Raw genomic sequence first — 24714 nt, 5'->3', positions numbered from 1 at the left:
CCTCTAAAGAAGTCATTTTGAAACAGCTTTCACAGCATGCGATTTATGTTCGATAGGGCTCATGAACAAAGGATGATAATGGAGACGCCATGGATAGTGGATAGTCTTACCCACCTGGGTGATCCGATTGAGGCGAAAACGACCATTTATACAGTCAACTGACCAAAGCCCGGGAGAAACTAACCTCTTCCAGCGGTAAAAAGAGAAACCTGCAACACAGAGGTCATGCTCCAGGAAATGTTGAGTTTCGACGACGCGAACTTTTATCAAAAACCCCAGCATTGGCGAAAACCAGATCAACAACCATGTTGGCGGCAGGATGACTTTGTTCAGGAGATGATCTGTCATAAGCAAGGCAGATAACATCAGAAAACTGATAGTCAACCACAGGGCCATCCAACCGGCCCATACGCGGCTCTGACAGGGTTTCCATTCGAGAAGAAAAAGTTTTTTATGCATTCTGCCCCGCCTAATTTTAATGTATTGCCGAAGTATGCTGCATCATGATGGTGGTGCGGGGAAAGATTTCAAACTTCCACAATTCTGAAGCCGTGTTCCAACCATGAAAGATCCCGTCTCCACAGCGAGTGTTAAAAGCAAGAATTTCATCCCTGACCTGGTAAGCGAGCACTTCTGGCATATCAATAAACTCAGGTAAGGAAAGAAGAATTCCATGGATAACTTCTCCGGTTAACTTACTCATAACCTCTTCCTCAGACAGGGCAGCGTCCGGGAACAAACACAACGGAAGTGAAAAACAACATAGGTCAAGACCAATAGCAGCCCTTCCTGCGTCGTAGCCTTCTTCATTAACGACAAAACGAAAGAATTTTTCTGTCTCACCCCGTAATGATGACGGTCCTTCAGACGGAACTTCAATACCACTGAAGACTTTATCGGTCCAGTTGGTAAAAGGACTGGTGAAAACCCAACAAATTAAGGATAACGCCAGCTCTTCCTTAAACATACGTTCAGTGCCGGTAGTTCTGGAAAGTTGCTTTTGAGTACTCATGTTTTACCTGTTGCATGAAATTATTGATGTTATATAAACACAACCGGCATTTTATCTAATAGGTTTGAAAACACTAAAAATCGCAAATGCTGGTACCTTTCTGTTTTAAGAGATTTTCAAGGTAAAGTGAGGCTAGATCAATTGGCTGGTTCTCTTCAAGACAGGCTCGCACAAGATCTTCAATAGAGACCGAATCAACCCCCCTTCCCTGTAAAATTTCTTTAGCAGATGCCAGCGTTTTATGAACGCTTCGACTTAGTTGTAATCTGACTTGTGTGCGGGTATCAAAAAGACAATCTTCTGTGAAACTTTGTGAAACGGTTCTACTCATTGAAAAATCACTCCATTTCTGGGATCGAATGAAAATTAACAGCTATAGATGTATTAGGTTTCCCATTTTCTACGATACTCAACCACGTACGCGCTGAGATTTGTTGTTCACAGACGAGTATGTAACCTGTTCCCTGTTGATGATGTAGCTCAAGAGCTTTTAGGATAGGCCCTGAATGAGGTCCGAGAGCATCACGCGTGTGAATAAGCGTTTGCTCTGGCAATACGTTGCTAAGCATAGACAGCAGAACATTACGTTCATCCTCATTATCCGACAAAACAAGAATTATACGAAAACCCGTTTTTATACGAAATCTGATTTCTGAAACTAACTTTCTTAATCTTAATTTATATATGACCAGGCGGAATCGAGTCATCAGTAAAGAGACCACTGTGAAGATAACGATTACTGCGCCATATTTTGACCTGTAGAACCACCAGTTAAGGCCTCCAGCAACTATCAGGATTAACATTAAAATTAAACTCCCATAGAAAAAAAGTGCTGGGTAGCGAGTTGTCTTTCCTTCAATTAGTGCTGAGGCAAATATCAAAATGGATATTCCGTAAATTACCCAGTCAAAAATACTTTCTCCAATCATTCTTTAGTGAACATCCTTAAAAGTGGAAATGTAGGTTTATGGGTTTATGCATTTTCCTGATGGCCTTGACAACCAAGGATTTCACAGAAATTGTCACAGTGTGAAGCTGTAACAAAGCGCTCTCCACGTTCGAATCGCTCAACCAAATCCTTTCTTACTTCACTTCCAGGTTTCTGGAAGATGTACTCAAGCTGGAGATCCTCGGCCTTTGAAAGTAGTCGTTCTATGCTGAAATCAACATGGTAAAAGCAAAACTGATTATCAACCGGGGGAAAGTTGCTTTTGGTACTGTTCTCGTTTTTGGATTTTAGTTCATTCATGAGCTCTCCTTGGTTGAGAACAGTATACAAATCTCTTTAGGGATTTTTTTTCGTTAATAGCACTTTTTTGAGTTTAAAGAGTATGTTCATACCAGAGCATTAGAGGCTACGAAAAGGATAATGGAATTAGAAAGATAGATTTTAAGTGGTGATGTAAGGTGGGATAGGTAGAAGAGGAGTAGACGCTTGTAAGCGAGGCAAAAAAAAAGGCACGGAAACCGTGCCATAAGAGTATGTGAGAAAAAATCAAAATCAGGGAAAGAATCAAGCAGCTTGTGAAACTGAATCTCCAACTGCAAGATTTAAATTTCTTAGGTTATCGAAAACTTCAGATACTAAGTCATTACGGTCGTGGATTTTAATCCGCCCACCGGTTAACTCTGAAACATAAACGGTATGGCAGAGGTCAGTAACCACTTCGCCGTATTCATCAACGACTTCCAAAGATGCAATCATCGGAATATAAGAAGCCGCAGCATAGCTCTCATAAATACTTATTATGGAGTCATTGTTGCGTCGAGAAATTACCCTACCAGAAGGTAAAGCCTCATCTTCCATATAGCAATCAGATAGGTCCTCACAGAAGTCATTTTCTTTAAGTGAAATATTAAGGGTCAATTCACTGTTGATAGAGCGTGAATAAGAATATTCACTCAGTTTATAGCAAGCCAAACTTATATCACTAAAAGTTTCATAAGCTTTATAGAGGCTCGATGTTATAGACTCAGATACAAATGTTATTAGTCCAATAAAATGAGTATCCCAGAACTGTTGCAAAGCAAAACGGGCAATCATAACCTGACCATCAACCTGCATCAGTCTGTTATATTCATCCCGGTCATAACCTTTCGACTGAGAAACATCATTAGACATGCTAAGAACTTCACTACAAACATCATCATATTCAAAACGGCTAGTTGCAAAGTGTTTTCCTGAAATCTCAAGGTACTGACCAGAGACTGCGTCAAACACCTCAAGAAAGTAACAGAGTCGCGATTTTAAAGATTCTCTGTTTAAAGCTTCTATTTCATTCTCAGAGATACTATCGACATATAAATCAACAGCATTCTTGAGTTCAATAGCTTTGATATTACAGGTAAAAGAAAGCTCGTCACTTTGACAATGGCAAACACTTAATACTATATCCGCCTCATCAAAATCTATGCCAAGATAGCTCAGAACTGCTCGGACATAGTTTTTATCATCAGATGAATGTGTCATATACACTACCTCAAATTTGAGAGGAAGTGCCCCAGAAGGGAAGCGACTTCCCCACTGGGTTAGATAAAAGTTTGGTTAAGCTAAAAGAAGATGCCAGCGACAGATTTTACATTGTCATAGACAAGTGTCTTCAGCCAACCAAAGTTACTTTTTTGGACTGAAGCAAAAGGATCATTGAGACGCGTTACGAAAATCGTCAAAAGCTTCAGTTATTAGTAATGTGCGATCAGTTACTCTGTATCGGTCATTACTTTCGAGAGATACGTAAGTTGAATGCGAAGAATCACAGACAACACGCCCTCTTTTATTGATCAATCTTACTTCCATCATCACCGGCACATTGATAATTGAAGCAACATCGGTATAGAGGGATATGAGGGCATCATTGTCACAATATAACGCCCCGTTCCCATCAAATGTATCGTTAAACTTAATATATATATCTGGCATATTTGCCGGATAATCATCAGTATTGAAATCAATGCATAACTTTAAGTCATCATTAATACGGCGATTAATCTTATGCTGCCCAACACGTACAAAGCCATGTTCAACAGCTTTGATAATCCTTAAAGTTTCATTAAGACAATCTGTAATTCTTTTCTCGACAAATGAGATAAAGTCACCAAAGTCGGAATGAAAAAACTGTTTAAGTGCAAATTTCGCAACTAACACTTTCCCATCCACCTTCATTTTATCGAGATAAAGATTTCTTATAGCATCAGTAGAAGAATTAGCTTTAGATAACTCTTCACAGTCATTAATAATCATTGAAACAATATCAATAACTTTAACTGGGCTTAAAGTATTACTATATCCGCGAATATCGAACGTAAAAAATCCGAAATTCTTAAATACTCCAAGAAAATAAATTATTTTTTGTTTCAAAAGAATAGAATCGGAGTAAGATGCGTTGTGCTTTATTAGTTCAGATATGTAGAGATCCAACATACAATTTAAATTATCGATATCTACATCGTAATCAAAGGTTACTTTGTCGAACGAAGTATCAGATAATTGAACGGTTATATCGTCAGCGGGAACATTAAGGCCTAAATTTTGATAAAGAAAGGCACTAACAAATTCCACGTGGTCAGATTCTTTAAACATTTACACTACCTCATGACTAAAAAGGAAGTGCTTCCCACCGGGAAGCAAGTTCCCGGATGGGTTAGATTAATTATAAAAGAGTTCTTCAGAAGGTACATGCATTTCTGGTTTGAACTGTTTTAAGGAGTTGTTTATAGCTTTTCGATATAACCCTGAAGAGTGTGGCTTAAACATTTGATATTCCGTAACGAGCAGAGGAGACGTAAAGCATCCTAAGTTCACTAGTGAAATATTTGATGTTTCTTCACAAACATCTAATTCAGCGTATATCCGCCTCTTCATTACCCTGCCTGCTAAATAGCGACGAACATGATTTATAAACTTGTCCGCATCTGATATAGAATTAACTATATAATCAGATGTGACTATCTGATTAGATACAGTTTCAGGTATAGCTTCGGCTATTATTTTTACGTTCATTTCATAATCAACACTATGGAAGCAAGCAAGAATTTGTGGCTTCGCGCTTTCTAAAATCTTTTCAAGAACAGAAAAAATCAGAGAGAACTCGTTTAAAATTCGCTTTTGTATAAGTCCATGTAGATGTTTTATGAAAGGAGAACCGTGTTCAACAAGGCCTAGTATAAGATCCTTAGAGGCCAAATCTGAGCGGTAATAAACGTATTCTAGATTATCCCGGTTAAATCCTTTGATAAGCAAATCAGGCTGCTCTGAGACCAGTCGTAAATGAGTTGAAGCTATAGAAACTTCAAAACGAAAGTTCGCGAGATTTACAGGGCCTGCTTTTAATGTAGCCGCTTCGGAAAAATAAATGAAAAGAGGATGCAAATCATCGTTACCACAGTAAAGATGGTCTGCGCCCTTAAGATATTTCACCAAATGAGGTAGAAAAGATATTACTGGAATATCAGCCACAAATCGAATATGCCGAAATGGTTTTGAATCCAAATATATATTTTCCACTACAGCGCCAACAAAACCCATTTTAACAAGAATAGATTCAACTAACTTTTGTATCGCATTCATTTAAATACCCTCTTAATAGAGGGATTTCTCCCAAAGGGAGAAATCCCTATGGGAGAAAATAATTTTAATTAATAATTGTAGCGAAGCGCATGTTCTTTTTCACTAAGATGGTTTTCATATTCCGACTTACCAGAACTTAAACACTCTTTGAAAAAGACCTTTGAAAAATTCTTCAAGTCACTTCGGTTATTAATTTCTTTGTCAGACATCAACTTAGCTGAGTGTGAGGTATCCACAGGCCCCAACCACCATTCATATTTAATATAAACACAATTGGTTTTTGTATGTCCATTTAGAAATCGTTTTGCATTTCTAAGTATTTTTCTACAACCGTTAAGGTCTGAAAGTAAGATATCTGGAGCAATGAGCTCTTCCAGAATATGACCAGGTAAGCCTTTCCTAAAAAGCTCAACATCGTAACTACAATACCAGTCACGATAATTAAAAGCTTTAATAAGTCTTTCAGGTGTATCCAAAGATATCTTATTCAGGATTTTTAATGCAAAGCATACAGCATCTTTTAACAACTCGTGCACCTCAACATTGATAAATGAGAAAAACGAGCTTAATTCTTTCTCTAAGGAATTATACAACTTACCGTAAATATCCTGAGAAAAAAGATACTGCAATCTTTCTTTATTATAAGTGCAATTCGAAATTGAATAGACTTCTCCTCTTTCGATTTTGCACCCTTCCCTTAAAACTATAGGAAACCTCAAATGGTTAACAATGAAAGAATGATTCTTTCTTTGCTTCAAAGCATCTAATTGAAATTTCGTAATTTCCTCCAGATTTGCATCTTCAAAACCTGGAAAGGGAATATCACAGAAACAAGAACTATATGCTTTTGCTGATTCATACATAAACTCCAGTGAAACATCAGCATCAAAAGACATACCAGAGAACATGCCCTGCCCATTGTCTAAAAATGTAATGTTTTTAACCTGTATTTTTTTATGTTGAACAACCAAAAAGGCATTAATGATTTTTTCGATAATTTTCATGTGATCCTCTCTCAATAAAAAAAGGGATCACTCCCATATGGGGTGTGATCCCCACATGGGTATAATTTAATTAAAAATCTGTAAGACCTAAATCTTTATTTCTACCACAAACTGTAGAAGATATAAGACGTTTTACTCGCTTTCGAGCACTTCGGCCTGACGTATCTTTCAAGTACATCGGTAATGACAATGATGAGATTTGATTACTTCGCTTATGATGGCAGACTATATAGCCCTGCCTCCACCCCGAACGCACAAACTCACGGATGCGGTTAATATATGCCGAAGCTTGAGATTTTGTACTTATCGATTCAGAACACTTTAAGTTCTGTTCGATAGAGTAAAGCTCAGCCGCCATTAATTTCACCTCATACAGGTCATCCCCATAACTTATAGTTTTCAACAGCTCTTCCTTTTCCCGAATGAAAAATACTTGCTGCATTCCAAGGATCAGGTCATAGGCCTCTCGAAAGAGGTCGATAAGTTTATTACGAACATAAATCATAAACTCCTCAAAGTGCTGAAGCCAGAAATAAGCCGCATTACTTATTTGTGAATTGTGAGAACAAACAAGCCCTTTAGCAAGCTCGACCTCTTCCTCCCGAAAAGTAAAGTTACTTTTCTTAAACCGACTTTGTTCAAAAATGCTTTGATGCATTTCTATCCATACAGAAACAAAACCGAGGGATTCAAATTCTTCGTTTAACAAATGTAAACTTTCGAAGATTTTCTGAATTTCGATCCCGATGTCATATGACAGTGGACATTCTTTTATAGAATAAACATAACCGGGTAGGAAGTGAGATAAATGCTCAGTTCGCAAATATAAACTGAATTTAAGTTCTGTCAGTGGTTGTTTCAAAGATAATTTAGATGATTCGCTTATATTTACTGGTTCAACACCATTTCTAATCAAAATAGCTTTTACCAGGTCCGTAGCTAACTTCATACAGCCTCCAGTCGTTATTGAGGCCTCCCTGATGCAGGTTGGCCATCAGGGAAAATATGTAAATCAATTAGCAACCAATCAGACCGTTGCCATTACATTGTCAATGTATCTGACAAGGGATGGGCGGTCGTCCTGTAAGGCAAAACGGCGAAGGTCATCAAGATTATACGCAGGAAGATAATCAGCGTAACCTCGAATACGAAGGTCCTCAACCACAACTTTTATATACTCAAATCGTCCAAGATTTCCTTTTAATGGGGGTTTTCCTGGACTAGACAGCATATCGTCTGCTTGCTCCCATGTGATTTCTTTAGCTTCACCACTATGTAGATCAAGATGGACATATATGAATGACTTATAATCTCCACGGCAACGAAGATAATATTTCGGATAGAAATATTTGTCACAACGCAACAAACACGTTCCTGAAGGACGAACTACGTACAACAGGTTTCTGTCATTTTCTAATATGCCATGTTTCAAAATCGTTATATCTATCTCATTATCATGCAGCAAATAGCATGACGATGGTTCATTGACGATGCGCGATTTTATAACAGCAGCAAATTTATTAAAAACTTCGTTAGTTTGAAAATTCATTAAAATGCTCTCCGATGTAAAACGACGAGCATCACCATAACGGTAATACTCCCGTTATGGGTTTTAATAGTTTATGGAATAACCATGTCATACAACCGACCATAGCCAGTAGTACCGCACATTTATTTTACTGAGCAAGCATCTCAGCCGTGAAAAGACCTTAAAGGCAGGTAATTATCACGAAGGAAAGCGGTTATCTTATCAATACAATTTAAAAAATAATATTGATAAGATAACCCCCCCCGCAAAATGCGGGGGAGTTATCGTTGTTACAGCTGATTAAGACATTCAGGAGCCCAGTGAATCGGGAATCCATCCTGCCCTGTTAACTGGAGAACATCGTTCCAGTCGATACCCTTTTTCCCATCAGGAATATCTTGTGCTGGTTCGAAGACTTCAATTGTCAGCTTTGATGCGGGATATCGTTTAGCCAAAAACTCAACCATGCGGCTTTGAAGTCGCTGAGCAGCTTCGATACCGGCACGAGTGCCTTGTGAGTTAGCAATATCCTTATCCGCCCAGATATAAAAGTTTATATATTTTACATCCGGCGGAGGCAGTAAAAAATCAGGAACAGTAACGTTTTCAAGGCACCATGCGGAGCTGGCTGCCCAGCATGGTGTTGAAGTCGCTTCTACAACAGAAAGCGCGTTCTCGATCCCTTCAGCCACTCCCAGTGTCCAGGTCGAACTACCTGAATCATAGTGAGGGTCAAACAACTGAATTGAGCCACCTGTCATATCGGCAGGAGGCTTCATCATCAGCTTTGGATTTTCTACAGGTGCCTTATCACCGTTTTTGTCTACGTATGTTCTATGGATAGTCAGAGGCCGACCTCGGGTGTCACGATAGATTGCAATCATTCCCGGATAGATAATCGATTTCTGCTTATCTTTATCCCAATAGTAGATCCGGTTATTAAAGCCTAAATCCTTTGGTAAGTGACTCAGTAAGCGGGAGATCCCACGATTACGGAGGTACAAAGCAACAGGAGTATTAGGCTTGATTTCACCGGTATAGTGATACATCACATCAAGTTTTCGCATTCGCTTTGCCACTTCCTCTCGGTCAAGAGTTTCTGTGGCACGAACTGCTGATTTATAGCGTCGTTCATTTTCAATGTCGGCGTCAGTTAACGGAGCATGCAGATCCATCCCGAAAAAATCTGAGAGAATCTTTTTGCAAGTCTGCGTTTTACTTAATTCATAATATTTCGCCAGAACATCAATTCCGTCGCAAAACTCATTTACCGGAAAGTCATTATGGATCGCACATCCGGTATAAAGGTCTTTTTGTCGGAAACGAAACTTCGATTTCCCTGCGCCAGTAAACGGGCAAGGAACCTGGCTCGGGGCTTTTGCACAAGCGTCTTTGAAAGCAGGTATTCTTTCGAATATATACTTCCAGCCAGACACTTCAGCAATTCGAGCATGAACGAGTTTAATAAAGTGTTCAGATACTTCCTGTGGTTTACGACGAAGAGCCGGGGATGCATAAGTCATGATGATCTCTCTTATCTGGCATTGTGAGTTTCTCAATGCCTTCTGCGGTGCAGAAGACAGGGAGAAACCCACAACGCAGAATTTAAGAAAGAGGGCCCGGGGGCCCTCAACATTTATGCTTCAGTCGTGAAGCCATTATTCTCAAGACGCTGTATGTAGTTATCTACAAGTAACGCAGCCTGCTGGCTATTACCCTCCGCTATAGTGACTTCGCGGAAGATTCTTTCCTGAGGGCTATCATTGCTTATAACTTCACCAACACGTCCGAAAATACGGACTTTATGCATCGCACCGACTTTTTCATGTTCTACACGGTAAGTTTTTATCTGAGTCATATTTTGCTCCTTATTCCTTCATGGAGCAAAAAGACCCACCGGGGCCTTTTTGCCCCGATTGGGTAGAGTTTATTAAGAAAGTATTTGATGAACTAGCTTACTGACTTCAATAGACAATAAAGAAGTATCATCAACTGTTACGAAAGTGTCCGTTTCAAAACCAATTATTTCATCAGTCTTAATACCAACACCAACGATTTCTATTCCATTACATTTAGCCTTTTCCATAACTTCGACGATAGTAAATTCCGATTTATTCGGATAACCATCAGTTATAAGAAAAATTATTTTCCTATCGAATTGGCTGTCAAGTAACAGATCAACAGCTGCCATTAAAGCAGATCCCGTAGGGGTATAATAACCCTTACATCCAAGAGTGAATTTCGATAGAGATTCCTCAACGCTTTGATCAAACGTTTTGATAATCTCAAATTCACTTTCCTTGAAGGGAAAAACTATATTGGAGACATGCATTTTTGACAAACTTTCAGCGGCCATCGATAAAGCAAGATCTGACTTAATGGCATGAATATATCTTTCATCATTAGCCATTGACGCTGAAATATCACGAACTAATACGAGGCCAACATGCCCTCTATTTTTAGATTCGCTTTGAGCTCTGAAGACATCACGAACTCCCATTTGTGACAGAATTAATCGATTTCCATCGAAGGTAATTCCACGCTCATGAGTTTTGTTTCGTCCACGCATTTTAACCTGCTGTAAAACAGACAAGTCGCTACCGATTGAATGACTCAGAGACAAAGCCTCATTGTAAACATTCAAATCGATAAGGAGATCAGGGATATCCCATTCAGAAGCACCGAATTCGGCTTTCACGTCATCGGATACTTTTGATGCAATACCTTCAATCTCTTTAGCCAAAGCATCGTGATAATCTTCGCTATCCTCATCACTGCTAAGAAAGGCATCCAACAAATCTGCCAGTATCTCCCATTGAGCCGATGAAAAGTTACTTTCATCTTCAACGTTAGTCGAACTGGCTTCATCTGATTCACTCTCGGAAGGGTTAATCGCATCAGTATCGTCTTCAATAATGTTATCACCCGTGGGATTGCCACCGGTGGGTTCATTATTTCCCTCGTTATCTTCAGCAAGTTCTGAAGGCTCAGAACATCCCTCTTGAGCAAGATCAGCGTTATCGGAAGTATCTGCCTGACCTTCACTATCGTCCTCAGAATCATCCTCACGACTATCAGTCGACGTAAGCGATTTATCTTCTGATTCGGTATCGGTATCGGTCTCGGATTCATCATATGCCTCCTGCTCCTCCTGCTCTGTCTGCTGCTGTTGTTCCTTTGCCTCATCCCGCAGTCTCTCTAAAAGAGCCAGGGTCTTACGAGCAAGGGATTCACAGCCCTGAGTATTTTCACAACCAAGAGCATCATGAAAAATTTCCTCAACATCAGAAATTACTGGAGAAAGTATCTTTTGGGCATAGTCAAAAAACGGATCGAGGGTTTCTTTGTGACCTACCTGCTGAAGGACTTTTACTCGCAATGAGTTAAGCAGATACCACTCAATAAATAGGACAGGATTTTCCGGACGAGAAGATATATCAGGAGTCATCCTTCCGGCTTTAACCATCAGTGCGTAAGTGGCTGCAAGCCGCCGCTTTGCATCCGGATAATCGTTACCAACCTTCTCTTCCATCTGTACATCATCGAACAGATTTATAAGCCCGGTAAGACGTTTTGCCCTGCTATAAGCTTTACGTTTCTCAGCGAGGCTCTCAAACTCTGCATTCATTCCGTCATCGAAGCGTGTAAACCCTTCAGATGACATGAGAACACTATTAAAGGCGTCACTGTAAACCTCACTGACGGTATAGCGACCATGACCAGCTTCATGACAGGTAAAACCTTCAATCAGACTGACAAAGTCATCATCGCTATAATCGCCGTTTGGTAAAACACAAACTTTATTGACAGGATCAAAATACGGTCCTTTGGTATTGTCGTCTATTACAACTCTTACATCGCCTAAGCCGCTAATGACTTTTGCTATATTCTGTAAACGCTTAATATGGCGCGGCGATGATTTAAGATCTAATTTCATAGAATACCTCTTTATAAAAAAGGGGTACTCACCCAGATGGTGAAGTACCCATCTGGGGTTTTTAATAAAGCAAACAGTTACCAGCCTTTGAGCTCGATATCAAAACCATTTTCAGCATTGTCTTCCTGTTGCGAAACTGATTTCTCAGGTTCAGCTACAGGATCAGTGTTTGAAAACGTGCTGTTTTTTATATCGTTCTCTACGACAGGTTCAACCTGAAACACATTTGTTGAATCTAAAATAGCTTCAATACCTGTGTTCTGTAGCGCGTTCGGTTCTGTTTGTGAGCTTTGATTAAATGATCTGGTAATAGATTCCAACCAGTCAGTAACCTTTTGCTCTCCTGAAATAATACGCTTTAACATTGAAGCATCACTCATGAAATAAAACCACTGCTGTAACACCGCAACGTCGCGAGGTTCAGAAATGGCACCTTTAGGTAAATTATTCATTATGTGTTTTATAGCTTCTGCAAGTACTGCCGCCTCTTTATGTATAAACATGAAGCTAATGATCTTATTTTGCATTTGCTTCAGTCGGTCAATAGTACTTGAGCGCAAATTATTATTTTTACTAATTTTTTCATAAACCCTCATTGCTTCTTCTGCCAGATCTGTTATCAATTGTTCCTGATAGTAGTCCTGGGTTTCATCACCTTCAACGCTAATAGGCGTAAAAGGAATAAAGTGAGCAATATTAAATCTAAAGGATTTTATGAAATCATCTTTAGTTAATTTCAACTGATCAATCAAAGAAGACATTCTTGGGCTTCTATTTTTTTCAGCCTCAATATGCATCTCATAATTGTCTACAACGTTTTGAATACCTGCCTGAAACTCTCGTTCAATCTCTTGGGCCCCTTCCAGAAACTCTTCCATACTGGAAACTGGTAAAATCCACATATTGCTATAGCGGATGCACAAGCGTGAGCAAAGGGTTGATATTCTGCTGGTAATCGTACTTTTGAAGCTAAGGGCTTTTATGTCAATCCAACGTACTTCGCTTTTAGATACGCTTTTTTGATCCGTAATATCATCTCCATCATAAGACAAATCGATTTTATCGGTTCGACGCGATCCTTGACAGCCACTTATTTCAATTTTTGTTATAACTGCACCTTCCAGTAAATCTGGATATGATTTTGCAAAATTCTCAGAGATTTGTTTTGCAGATACTTTGTTAAGCATTGAAGTATTTAAAGTCATGGGTTTCTCCAAAAAAAAGGGGAAACCCTCCCCAACGGGAAAGATTTCCCGATAGGGTTGATATTAAAGCTTCTCTGGTGCAATTAAAAGAATACCGGGAAACTCAGCGGCAACATCATCATTGCCCATTGCTCCCTGATACATATAACCTTTTAATTCCATTTCTTTAATTAGACCTTCCATATTTATTTTACCATCATGATAAAACAATAAAGAATAGTCGTTATTCAGTTGCATAAGTCCAGTAAAATTAGTTCCGTTTTTTGCTATAGCAATGGTAGCAGCACCATCCGTACTTAAAAACGCACTAAATTCAAGATGGGATAACTCTGAGATACAAATATCAGAGGTTTCATAACAAATCCCATCTAACTCGACTTTTTTGCTGTGAAATACTCCAGCGATTTATCCTTGTCTTCGCCAAGAGAAAGATCTATAGCTTGAAGAACAAGATCGACCACATGTAAAGGTAAAGCAGAAGCAAAAGCTATTTTGAAAGTGTCAAGAAGACTAAAGGTTTTTAACGTCATCGACGTGCCAACCCAAGCTACTAATTGACGAATATCCATCACACTGTCTTCTGTACCAGAGTCATTTACTGCAATCGCTACTCTTACGAACTTCTCAATGACCTGAAAAGGCAAAGAGCTATATCGTTTAGTAAGCACATTGGTTAAAGCAACTTTGTCGGGCTTCTCCATTTCAACTATCAAGAACCGCTTTATAAAAGCTGCATCTTGACGTTGAGAAGAAACGAACCGGCGAGCCCCTCCACTCATGTTTGTGTTTGCAGTACCAATAAATCGCGTGTAGCCATTAGCAGTTATAACCTCACCACCATTAGCACTGAGTGACCAGGGCTTACGTTCAATGGGCATGTGAAGTTTTGCTGCCGTATCAGGATCGATTTTGTCCACTTCATCCAGAAGAATGAGGTGACCATTACGAAATCCCGTTACCAAATCGCTGTGTACAAAACCTGTATTACCACCATTAAGACTGCGCTCACCTTCAAGCTCATCAACTCGAATATTGCTGTTGATCTGCTTAATTGTCAGCGGCCAATTCATCATGTGGCTAATGTACATTACCATTTCAGTCTTGCCAGAACCGGACTCACCTTTAAGACACACACTTAAATCTATATCCGGACTGATAAGCAGTTTAACCACTTGTTCAAGTATTCGGGGATTTGGTATGTAGTCTTTGTTCAGCGGAGCTCGATACGAGGTTTTAGTTTTGAAAACAGGCACAGCCATCTTTGGATCCATTTCTGGAATACCAAAAAGGTCCTTTGCTAGAACTAAAAGATACTCACCTTTATCCACATAATGTTTTAACTTTATAACATCCGGGGAAAGAAGAGCTTCTAATTTTTCATAAGCATCAGAAGATGTTTCATTTAACTTCATAGCGGCATTAGACATTTTTAACTCCGGTAAAATGCAAACACCGCCCTCTGGCAGATGTTTGCCAGTGGCATTTTATTTGAGATTCATTTGGCAAATAGTTGCCATCAGTTTCCTGATTTGAGGCACATTATAACCAAGATGATTTCCCACTATTTCAAAAGCTTCAGACATGATCCATTCAAAATGATTTTCGAATGTTGGATTTATTTCTAACTTGCCAAAAGCGTTTCGTTTAGTTAACAGATCACATGAAACAAGCTCGTCAAACAACTCTAATGTGGATTTAAAAGCTTTTATGTAAACATCCATAATTTCCCTGTCAGTCCATTTAACAGCCAGTTTTTTTTCTGACATTAAATAATCCTGATCAAAGAAGATGTCCCAGCCCATATCGTCATTGCAATCATGCAAAATGATTTCATCATCATTCCTGCATTCAGCTAATTTCGTGTTTTCACTAATCGAACGATGCGAATGATAATAGAGCCATGATTTTAATTCCGCTCTAAATTCACATGCATCAAGTCCATGAGATAAACAAGTGTATTCAAATGATTTTGACATATACCACCGTGTTTCAGCTTCTAAAAGTGGATTCACTGTGATATTACCATTGTCATCTTTGAAGAATAACTTTCTCCTCAACACTAGTTCTTTAATGATTTCCAAAGACTCTTCCATAGCGGATAGAAAAACAACATACACATCCTCAGGGGTCCATTCTATTACCAGACCACCCAAATCTGGGTTATATTCTTCAACCGTATATAGATAATCTGTTTCTGCTGCAAAATTAATTGTATGCAAAATCTGATTTTTAAGTAATTTGGATTTTTCATAAAGGTGATTTTCACGCCTTTCAGAATCAAAATTTATCTCAGAAATGTTACTTTCATCTGATTTAAAGTTTAATCCGGACGTGTATGCATCATTTAAATGCTCTTTGGGTGAATCAACTATTTGCGTTATTTCATCTTCATCTATATCGAATATAGAAAAAAAACTAAGTTGATTACTACTTATTGCAGTAGCCCTAAATTTTTGTTTCATGGGGACTCCAAAAGGAGAAATCCCATGAAGGGATTTCTCCCCTTTAGGGTGGGTTTAATGTCAGATCTGATTAAAGCTACTTTGTCCAAAACCTTTTAGAGGTTTAGGTATGTGAGCCAACTTACTTGTTGCTACCACTCTCATGTAGTCAAGAGGATGTTCTCTCCCTTCAATCATAATAGTATCGACAACAATATAACCGGAGACCATCAACTCATCACCCTGATTTATACCAGTGAAACAGGTTGAATACATTTCAGGCGACACCTTGATTTGAACTGAAAATTCTCTCTCAGTGATTTCACCATCAACTTCTGTCTTCATCCTATTTTTGAGCTTTATTAACAAACCTATACTCTGGTCAGTCATTTTTTTCTCCACAGCACTGATAACTATCCCGGACACTTTTACTTCATTGATATATTCAAGATATGACATTTTCCGCTCCTCGATTTGTTCAAAGAGAAGCCCCGTTAGGGTTCCCCCTTAACAGGATTAAATAAATTTATTAGTTACATACATGAACGTGCAGACTACCAAACAGGCAATTCCGGCAATATGTAACCAATTTCTTGTTGGTTTAGTTGGTGCAATCGCTAAAGAGTTCTCCAACTTCTCTGTTACAAGACGTCGATTCTCTGCTTTAGCCGCATCATCTAAATATTGAGTTTCACGCTTAGCGAGAGTCTCAATTTTCGATTTTATTGCATGGTCCCATCCTTTAGTTTCAAAAACGCTTAACTCACTAAAGGTGTGCGTCATGAGATCTTCTGGGAAACCCAGTTTTTTCATTAACGGACGAATGGTATCATACATTTTTTCTACATTTTCGTAGTGGGCCTTTACTGCGACATCAAAACGCTTACGTAAAGTTAATTTTTCACGTTTGCAAATGATGTCCGAAACCCAATTTATTAACTGCTCATTTTTGAGTTCACTGGCTTTTTCAAGTGAGTAATCCAGATTATCCACGTCAAGAAATGAATTTAATCCGTATTTTTCAAACTCCTCAACAAGATATTTATCCAGTTCAGTTAAGCTTTTAAAAAGTGGTACATCTGGGGAAGCTTTAAGAAGCTTATAAGCTCCTTCGAAATCAATTTTCTTGACCACGAGCTCCACAACATCCACATGATAATAGCTTGAATAAGCAGAAAGCTTTTCGGCCAACAAAGACACAGGCTTAAGAGACTTAAGTTCAATGATATTTGGGCCGTCCTCATTCAAAATAACAATCAGTTCATTATCACGTTCTGTATATTTCATCAGAACTTCTAAGAGCTGTTTGTTTAGCGCCTTATCCATCTCTGGAATAATTTCACTAAAGGTTTGATGAAGGGCTTTACTGCGAGCTTTATTTTTAGACATTTGGGGTCACCTATATATAGTAAGAAGGAAGAAACAAATTTTTGTTTCAACACGAAGGCAAAGCCTGTCATTCATCTCCCGTAAGCTATGAACCGCCTGATTTATACTATCTGGCATTAGAAGTACGCAACAAAAATAGCCCCAGGAGGAGCTAAATTAGTTACGGTTTGGTAAATTCAGATTGCCTTTTGCAGGCATGGGAAGTGCACCAGCGACAAAGGTGACATTTTGCCGGTGGTGTCTTACAGCTTGTTTAAGCTGGCCGCTTTTCACGGCTAAATCAACGCTTAACGCGAAAGTAACTTTAAGCAAAGTTACTCAAATTTGGGAGCTGATATTTAAGCTCATTGTTTTTATACTATAGCTTTAAGCATAAGTAAATGCCCATATCGAATTATTCTGTATAAAGTGGAGAAATTCGAATATTAGCTGCTTCTTTTATCTTTTCTTCACTGCATTCTCTTAAAAAGAAAGAAGGATCACCATACCACATTACAAAAAGTTGCTTTTCTGCACGCGTAAATCCAACATAAAGCAAACGTCTTTCTTCTTCTATTGCCTCCTCCCCAACTGATCTTTTACTTGGTATCTGATCCGCATTACAACTCATTATTATTACTTTATTCCACTCAAGACCCTTTGAACCATGCAAGGTTGATAGGACTACTTTCTCTGGGCTGTATTCCTCGTCCTTCTTCCTAGGGCCTAATGACATTGCAGCAGCACGATTTATCATATTCATCCAACCAGTCTTTTCTGCCCACTGTTTACAAGTGTCTAAAGCAATTTTTGTTAAGGTTGCTGTACCTTTATTACTCCTCATCTTGATTGACGACGATTCCATCCATTTCGTAAGGTTGGCGAAACGTTTTGCTATCTCAACTTTATCAGAACTTTCCTGGGTAAAGCGCACGAAGTTTGAATGTAATGTTTTTGTTTCGAGAGAACTGTCCTCCGGGATGGCAAGGTCGCCAAAAGTAACTTTTCTTCCTCTCATACTCAATGCCACTTCATCCAAAACTGATTCCTGTTCTCCAAACAATGCCAATACTCTCTTCATTAAGCGAGGATCATTTGATTGTCGGAAAAAGGCCATAAGGCTTAACACATCGCTTGTTTCTTTTTCATCCCAGAATGATTTACCTCCGTAACGAATTACTGGCTGTTCGATCAAACTTTCTAGCTCATCCAAGTGAGCATTATTGCGGCTTAGAATTGCCCATCCATGTGGATCCTGATTTATAAGGCTTAAAATACCCTGTATCTGTTCCTCCATATCTACATATGAACGAAAAGTGACCTTTCCCCCTCCCTTTTTTGCCGAGCGTAACTCTTTGGCATAACGGTAAACATTCTTTCCTATCAGTGCTCCGGCCACCTCTAAAATTTCAGGTTCACACCTAAAGCATGTGTTTAAGTAAAATATGTTAGGTCTGAAGTGCTTTTCAAACTGTTGAAATATTTTGACTCCTCCTGAGGATCTGAAGGAGTAGATGGCCTGATCATCGTCTCCAACTATACTCGTATAGACTCCAGCTCTTGTATGCAATGCTATCCATGAGAATTGTATAGAGTCAGTATCCTGAACTTCGTCTACTATCAAATGTGTCAAATCTAACGTGCGCATTTTTCCCGAATGCATTTGACCGACAACAAATTTTGAAAGAGCATTGAGGTCCGCCACATGGTCTTTCTGGCATAACGCCTGATAGGTATTAAACAAATGGATCTGTTGTCTGTTATGCCGAACTGAAATCACATCCGTATCCATTTCTCTGCCGATAGCATCAATAACGAATTCAGCTTCAGCAAACTTCATCGTTACACCGGATTCTTTCAAAGCCCGGTGAATGACAGACCTCTGTGCTGGCCCTATCAACATCTTTCCCGGCCAGCGAATCATGTCCAGTTGCTTCTTAACGAGTCCGTGAAAAGTATCCACCAGCACCCGGTCAAGATCCTTCTTGCTCAATCGCTTTTGTAACTTTGCTGCAAGTGCGTTTGTTGCAGCGCGAGTAAAGGTCACCATCCCGATTCTTGCATATGGATACTTTTTGAGAATCGATATAACCGCTTCTATCATGGTGAACGATTTGCCTGATCCAGGCGCTGCTATCACCATATTGTTTGCGCTAGCATTCTCGATAACAGGTCTTTGCTCTTCTGTTGGCTTACCCATTTCAACCTCATTACTTCGTTTTAATAATTATACATTTTTATAAAAGCGCTTTTCTTGTGTACTGCTGGTTCTACTGGAAATCACTTTTTTTCCTTTTTTATGCAATCAGGTTGTTTGTGAAACGCGTGACTATGGAATAATGGTTCCATCTCCAAAAGACATTACAAAAAGGGCTTTAAATGAAACTTTTACGTTTAGTATCTCTGGTCTCTTCTGTCGTCATTGGTTTTTCCCTATCGGGTTGTGCCGGTGACACCGGCACTACGCCAGGCACCGCTCTGAATGCGTACAGTCACGGCCAGTACTGGCATGCTAATGCAAATGATTCTGTCGCCAAGAATGCCTATTCACTTGCTGGTTTCGACGTTAATTTTAAGGAGCAAGAGGTTACTCCTGGAGGGGATGCCGACAACTTTCTTTCTAAGTATCTCATCAATAGTTCGATGGGCTACGTAACAGGCGGTCTAAAAGGTTTTGGGATCATGAGCCTCGGCTCTTTGTACAGTTCTTCTGACGCCGAATACATCCAGGTCAATCAATACCTAGTGTTCGTCCCCAATCCAAAAAAATTGCCTTACAATGATGAAAGTTTGGTACGTGAAGGAGCTAAGTATGTTTTTGAGCATACAAAAGCAACTCAGGCCTCATTTGGATACAACCCTGAAAAACAGAAAGCAGCTCTGGCCACATGTAAAATTGATATGGCAGTCGTCAATAAATGGAGTACCTGTGATCTGCCCTCTAAGCCTGATGCTGATGTTTTCCCTACAGATTCAATGTACAGCTTTCAGGCGATTCGCCCCGCAACAGGAACCGAAATTCCTCAGCTAAACCTTCCCGCTGGTGATTACGCTGTAATTCGTTATGTGTTCATCCCATTTAAAGGAAACGAAACAAGCGCTGATTTTTCGGGTATCATTTTCCGTTCTGATAGCCCAAATACAACAACTCCAGGGGGTGTTGCAGCCTCCATCAACGGAAAAGATTATTACCTCTTTACCGGTGAATACGGTAAAAAAGGCTTCCCAGAAAAAACATTGAAAGCCAAGTAATTAAAAAAGGGGCCTAACGGCCCCTTCTTCAATATTTCGGCAACTGCTTGCCCGTAACCGGATCCAGCGTAGTTGAACCTACCTCACATATGGCCGGTCGAGGTAAATAGCTACAATCTACATTTTCCTCTTTTATAGCCTGAGCATTTTCTTGTCTGGCCTTTATCATATTTTCTTCACCGCCCATTGCTTCCTTGGTACGTTCTGATGGAAGTTGATAGTTCTCATTCTGGAATGGTAAGTTTTCCACAATTGATTCTTCGGAGAATTTTGAATATTGATCAGGAACTTCTCCCACCTGAACTGCATCATTAATCCACTCCGTCAGATCAATTTTATCGAAATCCAGTTGCTGTATTTGCTTTATTGATAGCCCCACGCAATTAGAGGCGACAGGGTCTATTCCTAATTGCGGATAAGCTTGTTGCATAATAACGCGTGACAACATGGAATTATAACAGCACATGTCTGTTGCTTTTTTAACGCATTTCTTTGTGAAACCAACATTCAGATATTTGACGCATCGTTCCGTATCTAATGTAAAACAGGATTTTTGATTCTTATGAATAGAAGCTTCCATCTCTTTCTGGTCGCATGCTACCAACATTTCTAAAAGCATTTTAGTGACCTGATAGGCTGTATAAATCCAACCGATCACGTTTAATGCAAGCATAAAGTTTTGAACCGCAGCCGAGAAGACAACCTCTCCTCCGGTAGTAGCAACGTTCTTAAAGACAAAGTCACGAACTGTATCTGGTAGCAATTCGTAGGCTTTCTTCATTGCCATCTGCTTAAGCTGACCTATACCGAAGCTGGACATTGTTTCCTGTGCCAACTGGCCAGCACCTCCTGCCCCTCCAGAAGTTGCGGAAGACCCAACTGCCCTGCTCAGATTACCAGCGACGTTTTCATATATGCTCGTTAAGGAGCTCGTGACGTTGTTCCACATTTGCCCTACTGTTTTACCAGCTGATGCAGTCCACTCACCGACCGCATTGGACATAGAAGCCCATGTACCTGTATCACCGCCGGTCCATTTTATTAGCTGAGCATTAACTCTGGTCCAGTTAGTGTTTCTGATCATAGATCCGGCAAGCATGATACCTTCAAGTGCTCCTGCGGTTCCCTGCGGTGCTTCGCAGCAGTCCGTCTTTGCCAGGCCATTTACAAAGCCTACTGAACGACCACACCATTCAGGTTTTCCTTCAAAGACAGAACAGGAATTGGCATCGTTAGGGTCTTCGCATTTGGCTTCGCCCTGCATGTACTGAACCATGTTTGAATAAGCCGCAACTTTTCCAAAATCGTTGTTCTCTTCCTTTGGCCCAGTTTCGCATGTTCCTCCAGAACATGGGATCATGCCAACACAGGCATTTGTAGAAGATTCAACCTCACGAACTACATCCTTACCTCTGTCACAGGTGTATTTCTGTTCATACATGTAGCAGCTGTTAGTGCCCTCATCGAACCAACCCTCTGCACATGTTTGTTTATCGAGTACACATGCTGCATCATTTTTATAAGTGCTACATGCATCAGGCATACTCTTAATTTCTTCATAGTTGTAACAGAGGTCCTTTCCATTAGCGTCTTTCATAATTTTCCCACTAGCGTCATAAGAGCAAATCTTGTCTTTAGCCAATGGATCACAAAAATAACCTTCAAGGTTAGTCTTCCAGGTAAGAAAACCTTTATCACCTTCATACAGCGGCTTTGCCATTGAAAGCACGCTTTCCGGAAGCCGCTTTGTGCCAACATCCATATCTTTAAACCTATCGAAACGGCAGAATGTATTTGGTGTTTGTACAGCATCGTAACAACCAGCTGGTTCCTGGACGTGCTTATCTTCGAGCTTCATATTTTCAAATGTTAATTCAACTTCGAAGTAACCTTCACCATTTCCCCCCACCCATACTCTTGATGCCATCGTTACTTCACGGTCAGGCTCCTGATAAACAGATTGTCTTACTTTATCTGTAATATCAAAAACCCTATCTAGCTTCCAAGATTTATCGAGCTCCCATTTTCCTTTTGGCGCGGGATATTCACTATCTCTATATTGACCATCGATATGCGCAAAAATTTGCGTACCATCAAGTGTTACCCTCATGTGGTCATCCCACTCGGCATTAATGATCTTTGCTGAGGCCAATTTCGCATCCGGATGAAACTTCAGGGTCAATTCGTTATCGAAGACACCGTCACTCCAGTAGTTATCATCTCGGCGGCCAAACCAAATACGGACACAATTATCGCCGCACATTGACATGTCTCCGTTACCGCCTGAAATGTAAACAGGGACTGAGAAATCACGGGTTATCGTGCAGCTGCTGAAGTTATCTTGCTTAGGCGAGTTACAGTAGAACTCTTTGTAATCAGGATAGTGTGTGGTTACTGTTTTTTTAGAGGTCTCAACATTACAGTTCTGAAGCCAGTTTCCAGTACCAGCAACAGCATTTGTTATCTCATTTCTCCCCGCAGTAAACATGGGATCGTTAGGCTTTATAGATGATGCCGGGTTGTCCTTGTTAGCATTTACGAGGGTGCGGTAGGCAACGCCATCATAACTTTGAGCATCAAATAACTGGCTTTTCCGATTCTTTATATCGTTTACAAAGCCATCCTCATCCCCATAACGATCTGCGGCATTGAACTTAATATCGCTGTGCTTTTGCTCTGAGCTGAAAATCTCTCCGGTATTTGTTTTGGTTCCAGGAGTAGTATTGGGATTACTGCTTATACCAATGTTGCCATTAGCATCCCGAGAGAGCAGCTTTGCCCCTTCCTTGGTATAGTTTGAATTGATTGTCCCTCCAGACATACTCGGCAGTTGTACGGCGCTACCAATGGACTTTCCATCGGATGCGGCATTTTTCATGACACTTTCATTTGAGTTCCCTGCCCCATACTTTCCGAGATTAAGATTAGCGGATTCGGCTTTACCCACGTATTTCTCGGTGATCTTCCCACTGACATTCTCGCCTGAATCCGCATTCTTGTACTTCTCAACAATGTCCTGAGCACTGGTTGTCGCATTGCGATTTGCGTTAGGATTAGCAAGATTAAAGTTACTTTCGAGCTGGTCAAATATAGCGTCTGCCGCATAAATACGAGGAGTCATTACCATATTTATGAGAGAGATATAAAAAGCCCAACTCATAGTATTGGCAATCATTGATGCAATAATAGTTGAAGCTATCGTTTTTCTAAGTTTCATTATTTTTACCCTTAGAAATCAAGCGCCTGGTATATATCTGACGCAACAGTCATTGTAACGCCACAACATATAGACATAATTATCATTGCCTATTTTTTTGCGCCCACCTTTAAGGGTTGACCAGTCATGTACCGAATCACCAAGACGATGACAGCAATCCGGCCCTTTCGCCTCAGGAGTTGGGAAAAGCATTGAAAGCCGATACTGGGAACGAGGTGTAAAGTATTCCCACGTTTTCTCACACATTGCGTCTGCTCCCATCGTTCGCATCAGCATTCCCTGGCGATGTAGTTTAGTCAGAAGACGCTGGGTTATCAGTGAACTCGTCCTTACAGCGTCATCATTTGCGTAAATGTGGCCGGTTAATGGATAAAGGTTGCCATCGCATCCGGCACAAAAGTATGCAGCGAGATTATCCTTTCCTGCTGTTACTGCTACACAGTCAGCAGCGCACACCATTGAGGCAATTGGGTTTGCAAAAACTACTGCCTCTGGATTCAGGACGAGTGTAAGCAGATCACTTTCCCACATAGGGTCCACTTCGCTTATATAGGTCAGGCTGGCATCTATATAGGGTTCAGCAGTGCACTCGCCAATAATCAGTAATTTGAGCATTGTCATGATTGGGAACTCCCAAAGATGAACATCGTAAAATCCGGCTTCAGTTGCTGTCATTGGCTGATTTGTGTTGCTTTTACCAATATCAAACTGCGATTTTTGAAGCATCGTGCCTTCAAGAAAGGGGCTGCACCAGGGGCTCTTTACAACTTCTACAATCTTCACCGGCTGAAAGAAGCTCAATTGCCAACCTATTTCCGGTACGCCGTTCTGATCTGTGCAGTAGCAACCCGGACGTGAAGGAGCAGCGCCTTCTGGAGCTGCCCCTATGCCCATTATCCTCATGGGAAAAATGCAGCTCCAACAGATATTCTTAATCAAGCCCTGCCACACTCCAGCTGACTGACACATAGCCCCAGGGACTCCAGCATCTGCTGCCATAGCCATACCCGGTATAGAAAGCGAAAGCATAACTGCTACAATGAACTCTAAAAGTAACTTTTTGAATTTTTTCACCATCATGCTCACTTGGATGTAATAAATGTTGCAACACTTTCGATATAGTCGACGGCTTTGGTAAAATAACTTCTCATCTGGTCCGGATAATTTAGCGTCAGCCATGTTG

At 40.2% G+C, this 24714-nt stretch carries 23 protein-coding genes; 1 reads left to right on the top strand and 22 read right to left on the bottom strand.

What is annotated here, in order from left to right; genetic code table 11:
* Positions 1-12: 12 nt before the first annotated feature.
* From OGX90_RS00225 to trhI, 20 genes are all read right to left on the bottom strand, one after another.
* Positions 13-459, bottom strand: a complete 447-nt coding sequence (locus OGX90_RS00225) for a hypothetical protein (protein WP_000549069.1) — start codon at positions 457-459, stop codon at positions 13-15.
* A 16-nt stretch (positions 460-475) separates the two neighbouring features.
* On the bottom strand, positions 476-1012 hold the full coding sequence (locus OGX90_RS00220; RefSeq protein WP_000107167.1) for a hypothetical protein: 537 nt from the start codon (positions 1010-1012) through the stop codon (positions 476-478).
* Positions 1013-1350: 338 nt separating this feature from the next.
* Positions 1351-1941 (bottom strand): hypothetical protein, encoded by a 591-nt coding sequence (locus OGX90_RS00215; RefSeq protein WP_047745011.1) that lies wholly within the window; start codon positions 1939-1941, stop codon positions 1351-1353.
* A 44-nt stretch (positions 1942-1985) separates the two neighbouring features.
* On the bottom strand, positions 1986-2261 hold the full coding sequence (locus OGX90_RS00210) for a hypothetical protein (RefSeq protein ID WP_286622894.1): 276 nt from the start codon (positions 2259-2261) through the stop codon (positions 1986-1988).
* A gap of 264 nt (positions 2262-2525) precedes the next feature.
* Positions 2526-3482, bottom strand: coding sequence for a hypothetical protein (locus OGX90_RS00205; protein WP_000149830.1), 957 nt, complete (start codon positions 3480-3482; stop codon positions 2526-2528).
* Positions 3483-3653: 171 nt separating this feature from the next.
* Positions 3654-4592: a hypothetical protein gene (locus OGX90_RS00200; protein ID WP_000472041.1), complete on the bottom strand. Its 939-nt coding sequence runs from the start codon at positions 4590-4592 to the stop codon at positions 3654-3656.
* A 66-nt stretch (positions 4593-4658) separates the two neighbouring features.
* Positions 4659-5579, bottom strand: coding sequence for a hypothetical protein (locus OGX90_RS00195; RefSeq protein ID WP_000991697.1), 921 nt, complete (start codon positions 5577-5579; stop codon positions 4659-4661).
* Between the two features lie 68 nt (positions 5580-5647).
* Positions 5648-6583 carry a hypothetical protein gene (locus OGX90_RS00190; protein WP_000691119.1) on the bottom strand — a complete coding sequence of 312 codons (936 nt, stop codon included), beginning with the start codon at positions 6581-6583 and terminating at the stop codon, positions 5648-5650.
* A 70-nt stretch (positions 6584-6653) separates the two neighbouring features.
* Entirely contained in the window at positions 6654-7532 is an 879-nt protein-coding gene (locus tag OGX90_RS00185; protein ID WP_000762003.1) for a hypothetical protein, read from the bottom strand.
* A 78-nt stretch (positions 7533-7610) separates the two neighbouring features.
* The gene (locus OGX90_RS00180; protein WP_001011130.1) at positions 7611-8132 is read right to left on the bottom strand and encodes a hypothetical protein; all 522 of its coding nucleotides are present in this window, start codon (positions 8130-8132) and stop codon (positions 7611-7613) included.
* A gap of 269 nt (positions 8133-8401) precedes the next feature.
* Positions 8402-9634: a DUF7146 domain-containing protein gene (locus tag OGX90_RS00175; protein ID WP_000220379.1), complete on the bottom strand. Its 1233-nt coding sequence runs from the start codon at positions 9632-9634 to the stop codon at positions 8402-8404.
* 113 nt (positions 9635-9747) lie between these two features.
* The gene (locus OGX90_RS00170; RefSeq protein WP_000192120.1) at positions 9748-9969 is read right to left on the bottom strand and encodes a hypothetical protein; all 222 of its coding nucleotides are present in this window, start codon (positions 9967-9969) and stop codon (positions 9748-9750) included.
* Between the two features lie 72 nt (positions 9970-10041).
* Positions 10042-12048 carry a VWA domain-containing protein gene (locus tag OGX90_RS00165; RefSeq protein ID WP_000762700.1) on the bottom strand — a complete coding sequence of 669 codons (2007 nt, stop codon included), beginning with the start codon at positions 12046-12048 and terminating at the stop codon, positions 10042-10044.
* Positions 12049-12125: 77 nt separating this feature from the next.
* Complete coding sequence (locus tag OGX90_RS00160) at positions 12126-13253, bottom strand: DUF3150 domain-containing protein (RefSeq protein ID WP_024182866.1); 1128 nt, start codon at positions 13251-13253, stop codon at positions 12126-12128.
* A 63-nt stretch (positions 13254-13316) separates the two neighbouring features.
* Positions 13317-13490: a hypothetical protein gene (locus tag OGX90_RS00155; protein ID WP_001176645.1), complete on the bottom strand. Its 174-nt coding sequence runs from the start codon at positions 13488-13490 to the stop codon at positions 13317-13319.
* Positions 13491-13621: 131 nt separating this feature from the next.
* A complete protein-coding gene (locus tag OGX90_RS00150; protein WP_000063335.1) occupies positions 13622-14680 on the bottom strand; it encodes an ATP-binding protein in 1059 nt (352 codons plus the stop codon).
* Between the two features lie 57 nt (positions 14681-14737).
* The gene (locus OGX90_RS00145) at positions 14738-15715 is read right to left on the bottom strand and encodes a hypothetical protein (protein ID WP_286622890.1); all 978 of its coding nucleotides are present in this window, start codon (positions 15713-15715) and stop codon (positions 14738-14740) included.
* A gap of 60 nt (positions 15716-15775) precedes the next feature.
* The gene (locus OGX90_RS00140) at positions 15776-16153 is read right to left on the bottom strand and encodes a hypothetical protein (protein WP_000120822.1); all 378 of its coding nucleotides are present in this window, start codon (positions 16151-16153) and stop codon (positions 15776-15778) included.
* Between the two features lie 57 nt (positions 16154-16210).
* Positions 16211-17083: a hypothetical protein gene (locus OGX90_RS00135; protein ID WP_000041927.1), complete on the bottom strand. Its 873-nt coding sequence runs from the start codon at positions 17081-17083 to the stop codon at positions 16211-16213.
* Positions 17084-17477: 394 nt separating this feature from the next.
* Positions 17478-19262 (bottom strand): IncHI-type conjugal transfer helicase TrhI, encoded by a 1785-nt coding sequence (trhI, locus tag OGX90_RS00130; RefSeq protein ID WP_000517885.1) that lies wholly within the window; start codon positions 19260-19262, stop codon positions 17478-17480.
* Between the two features lie 179 nt (positions 19263-19441).
* On the opposite strand from trhI, the gene OGX90_RS00125 reads away from it, so the two are divergent.
* Positions 19442-20314, top strand: coding sequence for a hypothetical protein (locus OGX90_RS00125; RefSeq protein WP_047745015.1), 873 nt, complete (start codon positions 19442-19444; stop codon positions 20312-20314).
* Positions 20315-20342: 28 nt separating this feature from the next.
* On the opposite strand, the gene trhN is transcribed toward OGX90_RS00125, so the two are convergent.
* Together trhN and trhU are read right to left on the bottom strand one after the other, a co-directional pair.
* Entirely contained in the window at positions 20343-23531 is a 3189-nt protein-coding gene (gene trhN / locus OGX90_RS00120; protein ID WP_047745016.1) for an IncHI-type conjugal transfer protein TrhN, read from the bottom strand.
* Positions 23532-23549: 18 nt separating this feature from the next.
* Positions 23550-24605: an IncHI-type conjugal transfer protein TrhU gene (gene trhU / locus OGX90_RS00115; protein ID WP_181231580.1), complete on the bottom strand. Its 1056-nt coding sequence runs from the start codon at positions 24603-24605 to the stop codon at positions 23550-23552.
* Between the last annotated feature and the right edge of the window lie 109 nt (positions 24606-24714).

This window comes from Citrobacter sp. Cpo012 (assembly GCF_030333015.1).
Classification (GTDB): Bacteria; Pseudomonadota; Gammaproteobacteria; order Enterobacterales; family Enterobacteriaceae; genus Citrobacter; species Citrobacter portucalensis.
Note: the sequence above shows the minus strand (reverse complement) of the source record. Positions and strands in the feature narration are given on the sequence as shown.